The 14,280-nt window shown below is 61.5% G+C and carries 12 protein-coding genes and 1 pseudogene; 11 read left to right on the forward strand and 2 right to left on the reverse strand.

Annotated features, from left to right (window positions below):
• Window positions 1-111: 111 nt before the first annotated feature.
• Both A9K65_RS34120 and A9K65_RS34125 read right to left on the reverse strand, forming a co-directional pair.
• On the reverse strand, window positions 112-1,134 hold the full coding sequence (locus tag A9K65_RS34120) for an SIS domain-containing protein (RefSeq protein WP_064994966.1): 1,023 nt from the start codon (window positions 1,132-1,134) through the stop codon (window positions 112-114).
• Window positions 1,135-2,058: a BadF/BadG/BcrA/BcrD ATPase family protein gene (locus A9K65_RS34125; protein ID WP_084016120.1), complete on the reverse strand. Its 924-nt coding sequence runs from the start codon at window positions 2,056-2,058 to the stop codon at window positions 1,135-1,137.
• A gap of 147 nt (window positions 2,059-2,205) precedes the next feature.
• On the opposite strand from A9K65_RS34125, the gene A9K65_RS34130 reads away from it, so the two are divergent.
• The 11 genes and pseudogenes from A9K65_RS34130 to A9K65_RS34185 all read left to right on the forward strand — a co-directional run bounded on the left by A9K65_RS34130 (window position 2,206) and on the right by A9K65_RS34185 (window position 14,257).
• Window positions 2,206-3,456, forward strand: coding sequence for an extracellular solute-binding protein (locus A9K65_RS34130; protein ID WP_064994967.1), 1,251 nt, complete (start codon window positions 2,206-2,208; stop codon window positions 3,454-3,456).
• 1 nt (window position 3,457) lies between these two features.
• Window positions 3,458-4,393 (forward strand): sugar ABC transporter permease, encoded by a 936-nt coding sequence (locus A9K65_RS34135; protein WP_064994968.1) that lies wholly within the window; start codon window positions 3,458-3,460, stop codon window positions 4,391-4,393.
• Complete coding sequence (locus tag A9K65_RS34140) at window positions 4,390-5,238, forward strand: carbohydrate ABC transporter permease (RefSeq protein ID WP_064994969.1); 849 nt, start codon at window positions 4,390-4,392, stop codon at window positions 5,236-5,238. The genes A9K65_RS34135 and A9K65_RS34140 overlap by 4 nt, the downstream gene beginning before the upstream one ends.
• Window positions 5,239-5,264: 26 nt before the next feature.
• Complete coding sequence (locus A9K65_RS34145) at window positions 5,265-6,197, forward strand: 3-keto-5-aminohexanoate cleavage protein (protein WP_064994970.1); 933 nt, start codon at window positions 5,265-5,267, stop codon at window positions 6,195-6,197.
• A gap of 11 nt (window positions 6,198-6,208) precedes the next feature.
• A complete protein-coding gene (ugpC, locus tag A9K65_RS34150) occupies window positions 6,209-7,294 on the forward strand; it encodes a sn-glycerol-3-phosphate ABC transporter ATP-binding protein UgpC (protein WP_064994971.1) in 1,086 nt (361 codons plus the stop codon).
• Window positions 7,255-8,654, forward strand: a pseudogene (locus A9K65_RS34155) (response regulator); the annotation flags it as partial. The gene ugpC and the pseudogene A9K65_RS34155, both read left to right, overlap by 40 nt.
• A 226-nt stretch (window positions 8,655-8,880) precedes the next feature.
• Window positions 8,881-9,627 carry a hypothetical protein gene (locus tag A9K65_RS34160; protein ID WP_013525202.1) on the forward strand — a complete coding sequence of 249 codons (747 nt, stop codon included), beginning with the start codon at window positions 8,881-8,883 and terminating at the stop codon, window positions 9,625-9,627.
• Window positions 9,628-9,707: 80 nt separating this feature from the next.
• Entirely contained in the window at window positions 9,708-10,322 is a 615-nt protein-coding gene (locus A9K65_RS34165; protein WP_245322252.1) for a hypothetical protein, read from the forward strand.
• A gap of 181 nt (window positions 10,323-10,503) precedes the next feature.
• Window positions 10,504-10,908 (forward strand): hypothetical protein, encoded by a 405-nt coding sequence (locus tag A9K65_RS34170; RefSeq protein ID WP_064993580.1) that lies wholly within the window; start codon window positions 10,504-10,506, stop codon window positions 10,906-10,908.
• Window positions 10,909-11,675: 767 nt separating this feature from the next.
• Entirely contained in the window at window positions 11,676-12,380 is a 705-nt protein-coding gene (locus tag A9K65_RS34180) for a heme-binding protein (protein WP_084015744.1), read from the forward strand.
• Window positions 12,377-14,257, forward strand: a complete 1,881-nt coding sequence (locus A9K65_RS34185; protein ID WP_064993582.1) for a methanol/ethanol family PQQ-dependent dehydrogenase — start codon at window positions 12,377-12,379, stop codon at window positions 14,255-14,257. Before A9K65_RS34180 ends, A9K65_RS34185 begins: the two co-directional genes overlap by 4 nt.
• Window positions 14,258-14,280 lie beyond the last annotated feature (23 nt).

Here is a 14,280-nt window from a genome sequence, read left to right on the forward strand (position 1 = left end):
GTCTCCGGTCGGCGAAAGCGCATTCGCTGCCCCGACTCGAAAGCCATATCCTGTCCTCAATGCCTCATTGCTGACCGGTTTGGCAATTTCCGCGATGTCCGGACAAGGACGTCAGACTTCGGTCGGCGACCACGGCTTCAGCTTGGTATCGGTCTGGCGGTAGCGGAACACGATGTCGGTGAGGCCGGCCGCGTCCTGCATGTCGCCTACAATGAGCTGGATGGCGATGATCTCCAGTATGGCATCAGCGATGGCGTTGCCGAGCGCGGGAATCGAGATCACCACCAGCCTGTCGGCTGGAGCGACATCGCTGCGCCGCGTCACCAGCGCCGAGGGGCAGCCCAGCGCCGCAAGATCCTGCGCGATCTTCACCTCGCGACCGTCGCCGATGGCGATCAGTCCGGTCGCCGCATCCTGCGATTCCATCGGCCCGTGCAGATAGTTCAGCGTGTCCCATCCCGATGCCGGCACCCGCACCGCCTCGCGTATCAGCATCGCCGCCTCGCCGGCATTGGCGAAGCCGACACCGGCGCCGACGATGTCGATGGATGTTCTGCCCTGCAGCAGCCGGGCCGCCTGCCCGGCAGCGCTTTGCGCACCGGAAAGGACGGTGGCGGCTGCAGGTGACAAAGTCGTCCAGTCGAATCTGTTGCCGGCGAGCCTGTCGATCAGCATGCCGAGCGCCAGCAAGGTCCCGGTATAGCCGGTGGAGCTTGCGCCATTGTCGGCGCCAGAATCCGTGGCAAGCACAGCACCAGTCAGATCAGCCAGCGGATTGCCGCTGCCACGGCAGACCGCCAGGCACGGCGCGCCCGACGCCTCGCGCATGACGTCGTAGATTTCGCGGCTCTGCCCGGAGGCCGACAGCGCGATGAACGCATCGGCGGCTGCATCCGTCCGGCCATAGAGATCGGTCGGCGTATAGGCAAAAGCCTTGATACCGGAGGCGCGCAGATAAAGCGCACCGGCCAGCGCCGCCTGATAGCTGGCGCCGATGCCGGCAAGCCCGATCGTCTTGCCGGCAAAAGCGCCAAGATCGAGGTCGTCAAGCGACGAGGCCACCGAACGCCGGCCGATTTCGAGACTTTCCGTCTGGCGCGCCACCGCCGGGCGATAGCCGATACGCTTCATCATTCAAACCGCTCCAATTCCCGAAGATTGGCCCTGACCGACCAGCAGTCGTCTCGCCAAGGCGACCGCACCCAGCACCGGCGGCTCGCGCAGCAGCAGCACCTGGCTCGACGGCGAGACCTTTGCCATGGCCTCGACGAATGCCGTCATCAACATCGGCTGCTCCGAGATGACCCCGCCGCCAGCCACGACAAGGGCGGGATTGGCGCCGCGTTCGATCAAGAGTTCGACCAATGCGGCCAACCCTGCCCCGCCTTCGCTGATAATACGGATAGCCAGAGCCGAGCCGGCGATCGCCGCGTCGAATACGGCATTGGCATAGCGGCCCCAGACCGCGGCACCACGCGTTTCGTTGAGCAGGATGCCAAGCTTGGTCTGGTCGTCTGTACCCAGTTCGCGCATCAGCCCGGCAATCAGCGGGTCACCATCCTGGCCCCGGTCGAGGCTGTGCCGGATTGCTTTCGCCGCCTCGCGCACCAATGCCGGCGCGCTGCCCTCGTCGCCAAGGATCCAGCCCCAGCCACCGGCTGCCAGCATCTTGCCATCGGCCGTGCGTGCCACCGCGATCGAGCCTGTGCCGGAGACGACGCCGATGCCGTCGATATAGCCAGCGGCAGGAACCATCAGCTCGGCATCGTTGACCACCTGCACCGCACCACCGGTCCTGCTTGCCAACAGCGCCTGGAAGCGAAGGCATTGTTCACCCGTGTCGCAGCCATGCGCGCCAACGGCCAGCGCAGCGGGCGCGACGCCGCCGCACAGATTGGCGACGATGCCGGCCAGTGTCGTCGCATCGGTCTCCATCTGGCGAATGCGCCAGCTCTCCGTCACCAGCACCTCGTCGGCGATCATGCGCTCGCCCTGGCACGCCATGATGCGTGTCTTGGTGCCGCCTATATCCACGCCTGCAATGATTTTCTGGGTCACCGAGAGCCACCGCGCGCACGCCGGACGAAGCGGGCTGCCGCGTCCAGGTTAGTTAGGAAACTTTACAAACTATCTTTCCAGACGGCAAGAACTATGATTTGATAATCGTCGTAAAAAGCGCATCAAGCGCGATTGGGAGATTGCAACATGAGCAGGAGAAGGATTGGGCTGGCCCTCGCGGCCGCGTCTTTCGCATGGGGATTGGCAGCCAGCGTGGCGCATGCCACCGACATCTCGTTCTGGACCTGGCGCCAGGAAGACAAGGCCGCCTACAACGAACTTTTCGCCGATTTCACCAAGGCCAACCCGGACATCCATGTGAAGTTCGAGTCCTTCCCGGACGAGAACTATCCGACCATCGTCTCGACGGCCCTGGCCGCCGGCAAGGGTGGCGACGTCATCCACACCCACGCCTATGGCTGGCTCGAGCAGTTCGTGAAGGCCGGCTATTTCGAGCCGCAGGATCTGACCACGGTGCCTTCACTCGCTAACCAGCCCGCCGATGCGCTGGTGGCCGGCACCTACCGCGCCGATAAGAAGGTTTATTCCCTGCCCTTCGCCTCGCAGACGCTCGGCCTGTTCATCAACAAGGACGTCTTCGCCAAGACCGGGTTGACCCCGCCGACCACATGGGATGAGTTCATAACCGTCAGCAAGGCGCTGAAGGACAAGGGTATTTATCCCCTCGCCAACGGCATGGGCACAAGCTGGTTCAACGAGATGTTCGTCGCCATCTTCACCAACCCGTTCCTTGGCCAGGATTTTGTCAGCGACCTGACGTCGGGCAAGACCACCTTCAAGGACCCGCGCTATGTCGCCGCACTCGGCAAGCTGCTCGAACTGCGCGACTACATGCCGCCCGGTTTCGAAGGCATCGACTACGACACCGCCGGCCAGCTGTTCATCAGCGGCAAGGCGGCGATGCTGGCCGGCGGCAGCTTTGATATCGCCAGCTACCGGACGCAGAACCCGGCCATCAACATGGACTTCGTCGCCCCGCCAATGGCCAAGGCCGGTGATAAGCCGCAAGTGACCAAGTTCTTCGACGGCGGCTATGCCGTCAACGCCAAGTCGGCCAACAAGGAGGCGGCGCTCAAGCTGGTCAACTGGATGGGCACCAAGGAGTTCGGTGACAAGTTCTCCGCTCTGCTCGGCAACATCTCGCCGATCAAGGGCGTCGTCATCAAGGACGAGCTTCTCGCCCATGTCGCCAAGTTGAACGAAACCGCCATGCCGCATATCAATGTCGTCTACTTCCGTTTCGAGAAGCCGACGGGATCGGAGCTGCTGCAGGGCGACATCACCAAGATGATGTCGGGTTCGATCACCCCGGACCAGCTGGCCGCCGACCTGACCAGCGGCCTCGCCAAATGGTACAAGCCTTTCCAGGGCAAGTGACATGAACATCGGCCGGCGCCACACCACAAAAGCCTTTCCGTGGCGCCGATCACTCTGGATCGCGTCCCTGCTGACACCGGCCCTGGTGGTCATGGTGCTGTTCGTGCTCTGGCCGCTGCTCTCAGCCTTCCGCCTTGCCTTCTATGAGTTCAACGGCTTGCAGCCGACCGGATTCATCGGCTTTGAAAATTTCCGCAAGGTGTTGTTTGAACAGCCCTATAGCGACTGGACCTTCAACGCGTTGAAGCACAACATCATTGCCTTCGTGGCGCTGATGGTGTTCGAGAACGGCACCGCCTTCCTGCTCGCCTATGCCTTGCTGAAGGCGCTGCCCGGCCACCGCATCCATCAGGTCATCGTCTTTCTTCCCGTCGTGCTGTCGGCGGTCATCGTCGGCTTCCTGTGGAAACTGTTCCTGCACCCGCTGTTCGGTCTGGTGAACCAGACGCTGGCGCTGGTCGGCATCGGCGCCATCCCGTGGCTCGGCAACGAACACACCGCACTCGGCAGCGTCCTGTTCGCCAACGTCTGGCACTGGCTCGGCTTCCCCACCCTGGTGCTGCTGGCCGGCATGCAGCGCGTCAGCAAGGAAGTGATCGAGGCCGCCCGTCTCGACGGCGCCGGCGACTATGTGCTGATGACCAGGATTATCTGGCCGCTGATTGCGCCGAGCGTCACCATCGTCACCATCCTGACCTTCATCGGCAGCTTCAACTGGTTCGAAATCCCCTACGTCATGGCCGGCCTCACCGGTTCGCCCGGCGGCGCCACCGACGTGCTCGGCCTCTATTTCTACCGCACCGCCTTCGGCTCGACGACGACCGGCATCCAGGATTTCGGCCAGGGCAGCGCGCTGGCCGTGATGATGTTCATCATCGTTGCAGGCGTCACTGCAATCGCGCTTCGCTACCTGCGCCGTCGCGAGATCGAGCTGTGAGCGCGACAGCCCGCACCGGGCAACCCGCCGAGTTGCTGAAGAATGGCGCCATCCAGCTGATGCTGGCGATCAACGCCGTCATCATGATCTATCCGCTGTTCGTCATGGTGATGTCGTCCTTCAAGACCAACGCCGAGATCTTCTCCTCGCCCTTCGCCCTGCCGGCGCACTTTTCGCTGGCCAATGCCGAGCGGGTGTGGAGCGAAACCAACTTCGTGCGCTACCTCGCCAACTCCGTCGGCATCACCATGGCCGCGGTGGCGCTCATCCTTCTGTTCAGCACCATGGCCGCCTATGCGATTGCCCGCTACCAGTTCAGGCTGAGCGCGTTGGTGCTGATGTTTTTCCTCAGCGGCATGACGGTGCCGCTCAAACTGGCGATCATTCCGCTGTTCATCCAGCTGGATTCGCTTGGGCTGGTCGACAGCTATGCCGGCCTGGTGCTGGTCTATGTCGCCATGGGCATTCCCTCAGCGGTGTTCATCATGACCGGCTTCCTCCGAACCTTGCCGCGCGAACTGGAAGAGTCCGCACGCATGGACGGCGCCAGCGAATTTCGCATCATGCGCTCGATCATGCTGCCGCTGGCGCGGCCGGCGCTGGTCATCGTCGCCATCCAGAACGCCGTTCCGATCTGGAACGACTTCTTCTTCCCGCTGGTGCTGATCACCTCGGACAATCTCAAGACGCTGCCGCAGGGCCTCACCGTCTTCGTCGGCGAGTTCACCACCGACTGGGGCGTGCTGTTCACCGGACTGACACTGGCAGCGCTGCCGATCACCCTGCTCTACATCGTGCTGTCGAAGCAGTTCATCTCCGGCATCACCCAAGGCGCGGTGAAATAGACTGCGGTCAACGAGGAAATCTTCAAGTGGCGAACCAGAACAAGATCATCATCACCTGCGCGGTTACCGGCTCGATCCACACGCCGTCCATGTCGCCGCATCTGCCGGTGAGCGCCCAAGAGATTGCCGATGCCGCGATCGGCGCGGCCGAGGCCGGCGCTGCCATCGTCCACCTGCATGCGCGCAACCCCGCCGATGGCCGGCCCGACCAATCGACCGAGGCCTTCGCGCCCTTCCTGAAGGTGATCAAGCAACGCTCGGACTGCGTGATCAACATCACCACGGGCGGTGCCGCGACGATGAGCGTCGAGGAGCGCGTCAAGCCGGCGGCAACCTTCGCGCCGGAAGTCGCCTCGCTCAACATGGGCTCGATGAATTTCGGTCTCTATCCGATGCTGGAGCGCTTCAAGACCTTCGAGCATGACTGGGAACGCCCCTATCTCGAAGGCTCGCGCGATCGCATCTTCCGCAACACCTTTGGCGACATCGAGCACATATTGCGCACCTGCGCGCAAAACGGCACGCGTTTCGAGATCGAGTGCTACGACATCGGCCACCTCTACACGCTCGCCCATTTCGTTGAGCGCGGCCTGGTCAAGGCGCCGTTCTTCGTCCAGAGCGTGTTCGGCATATTGGGCGGCATCGGCACCCATCCGGAAGATGTCGCGCATATGAGGCGCACCGCCGACCGGCTGTTTGGACAGGACTACCACTGGTCGGTGCTGGGCGCCGGCCGCAGCCAGCTGCCGATCGCCACCCAGGCCATTGCGCTCGGCGGCAATGTGCGCGTCGGGCTGGAGGACTCGCTCTGGATCGGCAAGGGCCAACTGGCGAAATCCAATGCCGAGCAGGTGCGCAAGGTACGCCAGATCATCGAAGGGCTTGGCGCTTCGGTCGCCACCCCTGACGAGGCACGGCAGATCTTGCAGCTCAAGGGCGGCGACAAGGTCTCTTTCTAAGGAAAATACCAATGAGTGCGCTCACCATATCAGGTGTCGATAAGGCCTACAGCAAGGCGAAGGTCATCCACGGCGTGTCCGTCGACATCGCGTCGGGCGAATTCGTCATCCTGGTTGGCCCGTCCGGTTGCGGCAAGTCGACCTTGCTCAGGATGATCGCCGGCCTGGAAGACATCAGCGCCGGCGAGATCGCGCTCGAAGGCAAGGTTATCAACGATGTCGCGCCGAAATCGCGCGATATCGCCATGGTCTTCCAGAACTATGCGCTCTACCCGCACATGACGGTGCGTGAGAACATGGCCTTCGCACTGACGCTGAAGAAGATCGATAAAAGCGAGATCGACGCCAAGATTGCGCGTGCCGCGACGATCCTCGGACTGCAGGACTTGCTGGATCGTTATCCGCGCCAGCTTTCCGGCGGGCAGCGCCAGCGTGTCGCCATGGGCCGCGCTATCGTGCGCGACCCGAAGGTCTTTCTGTTCGACGAGCCACTCTCCAACCTCGACGCCAAGCTGCGTGTGCAGATGCGCACCGAAATCAAGGCGCTGCACCAGCGCCTGGGAACCACCATCGTCTACGTCACCCACGACCAGGTCGAAGCCATGACCATGGCCGACAAGATCGTCGTCATGAATGGCGGCATCGTCGAACAGGTCGGCGCCCCGCTCGATCTCTACGACCGGCCGGCCAATCTGTTCGTTGCCCAGTTCATCGGCTCGCCGTCGATGAACATCCTGGACGGCCGCACCACTACGGACGGTTTTGTCGCCAGCGACGGCACGGTATTTCCGCTGCCTGCGTTGGGACAGGGCGAAAGTGCGCTTGCCTGGGGCATCCGGCCCGAACATCTCAAGCTCTCAGACAGCGGCGTGCCGGCGGTGGTCGAAGTGGTCGAGCCGACCGGCGCGGAAACCCTTGTCATCGCCAAAGCCGGCAACAACACGCTGAGCGCGTTGCTGCGCGAGCGGATTTCCGTGATGCCGGGCCAGAAGGTTTTCCTGGCGCCGAACCTCACCCAGTTGCATCTGTTCAACGCCAAGGGTCAGCGCATTATGCGGGTGCGGAACGCATCAAGGGTTATTCGGCAGATGAAATAATCGGCAGGCACTTTTCGCAATTCTACACGCCCGAGGATCGCGAGCGAGGCAGTCCGCAAAGTGCCCTGGAAATCGCCGCCCGTGAAGGGCGAGTTGAGCGCGAAGGCTGGCGTATACGCAAAGACGGCACTGCGTTCTGGTCCCACGTGGTCATCGACGCCATTCGGCACGAGGATGGCGAACTCCTGGGGTTCGCGAAGATCACACGCGACATTACGGAGCGGAAGAAGGCGCAGGAGTCCTTGGATCAGGCCCGTGAGGCCCTTTTCCACTCCCAAAAAATGGATGCGGTCGGCAAGCTAACGGGCGGCGTCGCCCACGATTTCAACAATTTGCTGATGGCGATTCTGGGTAGTCTTGAGCTGCTCCGCAAACGGCTTCCCGACGATCCACAATTGCTGCGTCTTCTCGACAACGCGGTGCTCGGCGCGCGACGGGGAGCGTCCTTGACGCAGCGCATGCTGGCCTTTGCCTGGCGGCAGCAACTCGATCCAAAGCCTGTCGACCTAATTGGCCTAATCCAGGGAATGAGAGAATTGCTGGAGCGGTCGCTTGGCTCAAGGGCGATCATAGAAACGAAATTTCCGCTCTCGCTCGATCATGTAATGATCGATGAAAGTCAGATCGAACTCGCATTGCTCAATCTGTGCGTCAATGCCAGGGACGCGATGCCTGGCGGCGGAACGATCGTCATCTCCACTCGGATGGAACAGGTCGGCGAAAGCAAAGAGGCTGGCTTGGCCCCGGGCCCCTACGTCTGCCTCTCGGTAGCAGACGCTGGCGAAGGAATGGACGAAGAAACACTAGCTCGGGCGACAGAACCGTTCTTCACCACAAAAGGCGTAGGCAAAGGCACGGGTCTCGGTCTGTCTATGGTCCATGGGATGACAGAGCAAATGGGCGGGTGCCTAGTGCTCAAGAGCTCCAGGGGAACCGGAACCACAGCGGAACTATGGCTGCCGATCGCAACCGCGAGCTCGGAAGTCGCGCGCGGGCCGGATGTTCTTGCCGAGGAAGCCATTGAGACGGCGTCGCTGCGGATTCTGGCAGTGGATGACGATGCGCTGGTCCTTTGAATACCGCGGCAATGCTCGAGGATCTCGGCCATACTGTCGCGGAGGCGCATTCTGCAGCGGCAGCCCTCAGGTTGCTGGAGGAGCAGCCGTTCGACCTCGTCATAACGGATCATGCTATGCCGAAGATGACGGGCCTGCAGCTATCGAATACGATCAAAGGCCAGTGGCCGAACGTACCCGTCATTATAGCAACGGGCTACGCCGAACTCCCGGGGACTCGCGACATCAAAATTCTCAGCAAGCCATTCACGGAAAAGGAGCTAGCGAGCGCGATAACATCTGTTCGCTTTATTTGGGCCGCCGGCCCGGCTAATGTTCCGTCGAGCCAAACGAAATACCGTCGCTCACGGTTGCTTGACTCCGGCCTGACTGCAACAATATCCCGACTGTGGCGCTCTGGCCTTGCACGATCGCCATCGCGGCGGGTTGATCCATTTACCTGGGGTCTACCGCCAGCCGCGCAACCTTGCATAATGCGGGCAAACTCACTTCCAACTGCAGAGTTACACTATGATGCCAATCTACATCGGGTACGACCCACGCGAAGCCCGAGTCCTCGAGGTGGCGCGATGGAGCGCCTTCCGCCGGACAAGCACGCCGTTGCAGATCCACCCACTGGTGCTCAAAGACCTTGAAGCCCAAGGAATCATGAAGCGACCGATGGAGGTACGTGACGGTAGGCTCTGGTGCCCGATCTCCGAGGCACCGATGGCGACCGAGTTTGCCATATCGCGCTTTGCCGTTCCGTTTATGCGGCAAGGCGGCTGGGCCATGTTCTGCGATTGTGACGTTCTTTTTCTGCAGGATCCCGTCAAGCTGCTCGACCTGGTCGATCCTTCCTACGCGATCATGGCGGTTAAGCACCGGCAACGCGAGTCTGAAGCCGTCAAGATGGACGGACAAACGCAGACGTTCTATCGGCGCAAGAACTGGTCGTCGGTCGTTTTGTGGAATCTAGACCATCCCGCCAACAAACGACTGACGAACGAAATGCTTAATACGTGGCCCGGACGTGACCTCCACGCCTTCAAATGGCTCGAGGATCATGAGATCGGGGAGTTGCCTCTGGCATGGAACTACCTCGTAGGGGCGTCGGCTTCCGAACTCGACCCCGCCGAGGTGTCGCTGGCGCACTACACGCTCGGCGGTCCCTGGTTTGCCGGTTGGTCGGGCGCCACACAATGGGACGAATTGTGGAGCCGAGAAGAAAGCATTCTGCGTGCGTTTGAGGAAAATGCGGTTCAGATCCCCGCATGAAACCTCCGCTTTCGGATCTCTTGCCCGTGCTCTCAAAGCCCATCCTCCGCTTGCCTAGGCTCACGGGTCCCGCCTTGGTCATGGGATCGGCGCCGAATTTTCGCCTCCCGTACGGACATGATGCCGGTTGGGCGCTTGTAACCGTCAACGCTTCCCAGATTTTGGCGGAAACCTTTGGCCTCGCCGCTCCTGATATGGCGCTGATGCGTCGCGGCATTCTGGTTGGCCAAGGTGAGCAGGACTTCTACAAGCGTGACTTGCTAAAAGGGCGGCAGGCAAAGCATCTGATCGTCCCGATCTGGCCTGACGTGGAGGACAAGCTGAAAGCCGGCTGTCGCACCTTCGATTATCGTTACGAGACCTTGCAGGCGCTTACCAGGTGGCAGCTTGCCAACATCGTCTGGCGGCTTAGCGGCAAATTTCACGTATCCCGCGGCTGGCACCGGAACATCTCCACGGGGGCTTTCGCTGTCATGCTTGCGCGTTTCGCCGGCTTCGCTCCGGTTGTGGTCAGCGGGTTTTCCCTGTCTCAGGCCGGGCATGGATACGATAGCCGAAACGCCTTCCGATATCATGCCGACGAAGATGCGGATTTGCTTCGGCGGGTGGCGAGAAGAGGCGAGCCCATCTACGCGGAAGATAGAGACTTCGCCAGAGAAAGCGGATTGCCGCTTTGGCAGGGACAGACGCCATGACCACGGCATCCGCAGACCGACAGGCCCCGGTTCCGCTCCTCCCAGGCAGCGAGCGCTGCGTGGGATTGCCTTTTTGTTTGTGGAACAAACGAGAGGTGCATGGGTCGGAGGTTCCAAGGCTGCCGATCCATCGATCACCACAAGCGGCACATGAGCTCTCTTGGACGTGTGTGCGCGCCCAATGACCAACATCCTGCCCCATCGTTTTGACGTGCTGAATATCTCGATGGCTGATCGGCTGGCTGTCAAATCCATTCTGGTTATCCAGGCAAAGTACATCGGGGACGTCATTCTGACCTCGGCGCTTATGCGAAATCTGCGCGTCGCCCACCCACACGCCATCATGGCCATGCTTTGCGCTCCTGGCCTGCGAGACTTGGTGGTCAGCCAGGGTATCGCAGACATAGCCATCGGATTCGACCCTCGAGGTGGTGGTAGAAGCCTAACCAGGCGCTTGAAGGAATATTCAAGCTTGGTCGCTGAGCTCCGCCGCCGAAAATTCGATCTCGCCATCGATCTGACCGACTCGAAGACATCGAGGATAATACACAAGCTGATCGGCGCCCCAATGCGCGTCGGGCCATAGTCGATCGTCTCGCCCGAGATCGCAGGATCTGGACAAGGTGCATGCGGCCGCCTCCAAGCTCTTCCAACGGCGGCGACCGGCATCATGTTCCATCGGCTGACGCTGCGGGCAAAGGCGTAAACGTGAACCAGGCTGACGGGAAGTTCCTGCATTCCGTGACTCCAGATGGGAATCCTGGCCTTGCCTGAAAGTGTGCCACGCGCAGCCAGTCCGTGACACCGCCGCAGTTGGCGGCGTGTGGTTGGATGTAGGCGAGCCTCGACCAAGCAAAGGGGCGTGCCTGACTCCTCGATGACAGGCAGGTTTTCTCCCATTGCCAAGGGCCGACACGTTGCCTTAGCAATGCTGGCGCAACGTTCATAGGTGCCGGCACAATGGGCAGGGATCAGTCAGCCCGTCAACTGCCTGTTTTGGCTACGTTCATTCCTTCTCCCCGGGTGTCGTTTGCATCACAATACACGGATGACAGTAGGTGCCACGATCTCGGCCGCGGATATTGCGCCGGCGACACGGACAGACGGCAACCTTGCATCGGCGCACGCGGCTGCGCAATTTTTTGCAAAAGCAGGAACATAGCTGCATCGGCCAAGTTAAATAGCGACGGCATTGGACCACGGACTCATTTTCGCATTTTCCAGGCTGCCAGAATGCTCCGGGGGTCTTTGATGCTCGAACGAATGGGCAGGACAATGTATCGCTGTCGGCGTTTGCTATCAGCCTTTGGTCTGGTGTTGTTGACGAGTGGCCTGTTCCCACAGGGCCAAGCCATGGCACAGGCGCCCTGCCCGGCCGACCACGACAAGCTGCTCGCCGCACTCAAGGCCAATGTGAAAGCAAGCGGCGGACCTGCCAACGGAGGCTTTGAGACCAATGAATGGGTCGCTGTCGTTGCTCGCGACGGCGCGGTGTGCGCGATCGCTTTCAGCGGTCCCACCGCCGATTCGCAATGGCCAGGCAGTCGCCTCGTCGCGGCGGAGAAGGCCAATACAGCCAATGGGCTCAGCCTGGCGCAAATGGCCCTATCGACGGCCAATCTCTACGCGGGGACGCAGCCGGGCGGGCCGCTTTTCGGCTTGCAGGAGACCAACCCGGTCAACCAGGCCGCAGCCTATGCGGGCGATCCCAAAACGTTTGGAAGTGCCAGCGATCCTCTCGTCGGCAAGCCAATCGGAGGCGTCGTCGTGTTTGGCGGCGGGCTTGCCCTCTATGACGGCAAGAGCATCGTCGGAGGCCTCGGGGTCTCAGGAGATTCCTCATGCGCCGATCACAATGTCGCCTGGCGTGTTCGCGCGGCGCTTGGCCTCGACAAGGTTCCCGCCGGGGTCAATCCCAATCGCAAGGACGCCATCGTCTACGATGTCGATCCCGGCGGCAAAAGCGCCTCGGGCTGGGGCCATCCGCTTTGTGCCGGCACCGAGGCTGACATCGCGGCGGAGCTCGGCGCCGGCGTGGGAGGCTCGATCCACAAATGAAAGGCATGCTGCACCCGCCACCAGCGCGCGTTGACGCAGGACAAGGCGCCCGCGCATTGGCGACCGAGAATTCCTTTCGCACGGGCATACTCTCGGTGATGCTGCTGGCATGCGGCCTGTTTCTGAGCGGTGCCTCGGAGCCCGTATCGTCGGCGGCTATCGCGCCGCCCGCCGCCGCGGCGCCACCCGATGACGGGCAATGGACAATGCCGGCCAAGAACTACGCGTCGACCCGCTTCAGCGAACTCAGCGAGATCAACGAAGGCAACGTCAAGAACCTGCAGGTCGCCTTCACCTTCTCGACCGGCGTAAACAAGGGCCAGGAAGCAGCGCCGCTGGTCGTCGGCAACAACATGTACATCGTCACGCCCTTTCCCAACATCGTCTACGCGCTCGACCTTTCCAGGCCCGGCGCGCCGATGAAGTGGAAGTACGAGCCCAACCCCGAGCCGGCGGCACAAGGAGTGGCCTGCTGCGATGTCGTCAACCGCGGAGCGGCCTTCGCCGACGGACGCATCTTCTTCAACACGCTGGACGGCCACACGATCGCGCTCGATGCCAATACGGGCAAGCCGATCTGGAACACTCATATCGGCAACATCAATATCGGCGAGACCATCACCATGGCGCCGCTGGTGGTGAAGGGCAAAGTTCTGGTCGGCAATTCCGGCGGCGAAATGGGCGTCCGCGGCTGGGTCAAGGCGCTGGATGCCGGAGACGGGCATGTTGTCTGGACGGCTTATGGCACTGGACCCGACAAGGATGTGCTGATTGGCCCGGACTTCAAGCCCCACTACGACATGGACAAGGGCACAGACCTTGGCGTGACGACATGGCCGCCGGAAGCCTGGAAGATCGGCGGCGGCAATATGTGGGGCTGGATCTCCTACGATCCGGACTTGAACTTGATCTTCCACGGCACAGGCAATCCAGGACCGTGGAATCCGGATTTGCGGCCAGGCGACAACAAATGGACGTCCGGTATTTTCGCGCGTGACGCCGATACCGGAGCGGCGAAGTGGTTCTATCAGTGGAGCCCGCATGACCTCCATGACTATGACGGCATCAACGAGCAGATCCTTCTGGACATGACCTGGCAAGGCAAGCCGCGCAAGGTCCTTGTCCGACCGGAACGCAACGGCTACCTCTATATCCTCGATCGGACCACTGGAGAGGTGCTATCGGCCACAGCCTATGGCCCGGTCAATTCCAGCAAAGGCGTCGATCTGAAGACCGGCCGCCTGATTGCAAACCCTGACAAGAGAACCGGCACCGGCAAGGTGGTCCGAGACATTTGTCCGACGGCATCCGGCCTCAAGGACTGGCAGCCATCGGCGTTTTCGCCGAGGACCGGCCTGCTCTATATCCCCCACAACAATCTCTGCATGGATGAAGAAGGCGTCGAGGTAAACTACATCGCAGGCACGCCCTATGTCGGCATGAACGTACGTATGATCCCCGGGCCGGGCGGCAATCGTGGTGCTTTTACCGCCTGGGATGTTTCCGCCGCCAAGCCGGCCTGGGTCCTGAAGGAGAACTTTCCGGTATGGAGCGGCACCGTCGTCACTGCCGGCGATGTCGTCTTTTACGGGACCATGGAAGGCTGGTTCAAGGCGGTCAGCGCCAGGACTGGCGATCTGCTTTGGCAGTTCAAGACATCGTCCGGCATCATCGGCCAGCCAATAACCTATCGCGGCCCCGATGGGCACCAGTATGTCGCAATTCTGTCAGGCGTCGGTGGCTGGGCCGGCGCCATCGTTTCGGGCGACTTAGACCCACGCGATGCCACCGCGGCACTTGGCTTCGTCAACGCGATGAAGGATCTGAAGAACGCTACCACGGCGGGAGGCACGCTTTATGTGTTCCGGCTGCCTTGATGGATTGAACTTGACCGTACGTC

The sequence above is a fragment of the Mesorhizobium sp. WSM1497 genome, from assembly GCF_001672455.2.
In the GTDB taxonomy this organism is placed as follows: domain Bacteria; phylum Pseudomonadota; class Alphaproteobacteria; order Rhizobiales; family Rhizobiaceae; genus Mesorhizobium; species Mesorhizobium ciceri.

Coding starts and splice junctions, on each gene's coding strand:
- A9K65_RS34120 (WP_064994966.1), bottom strand. CDS start 1,134: ATGATGAAGCGTATCGGCTATCGCCCGGCGGTGGCGCGCCAGACGGAA.
- A9K65_RS34130 (WP_064994967.1), top strand. CDS start 2,206: ATGAGCAGGAGAAGGATTGGGCTGGCCCTCGCGGCCGCGTCTTTCGCA.
- A9K65_RS34135 (WP_064994968.1), top strand. CDS start 3,458: ATGAACATCGGCCGGCGCCACACCACAAAAGCCTTTCCGTGGCGCCGA.
- ugpC (WP_064994971.1), top strand. CDS start 6,209: ATGAGTGCGCTCACCATATCAGGTGTCGATAAGGCCTACAGCAAGGCG.
- A9K65_RS34160 (WP_013525202.1), top strand. CDS start 8,881: ATGATGCCAATCTACATCGGGTACGACCCACGCGAAGCCCGAGTCCTC.
- A9K65_RS34165 (WP_245322252.1), top strand. CDS start 9,708: ATGGGATCGGCGCCGAATTTTCGCCTCCCGTACGGACATGATGCCGGT.
- A9K65_RS34170 (WP_064993580.1), top strand. CDS start 10,504: ATGACCAACATCCTGCCCCATCGTTTTGACGTGCTGAATATCTCGATG.
- A9K65_RS34180 (WP_084015744.1), top strand. CDS start 11,676: ATGGCACAGGCGCCCTGCCCGGCCGACCACGACAAGCTGCTCGCCGCA.
- A9K65_RS34185 (WP_064993582.1), top strand. CDS start 12,377: ATGAAAGGCATGCTGCACCCGCCACCAGCGCGCGTTGACGCAGGACAA.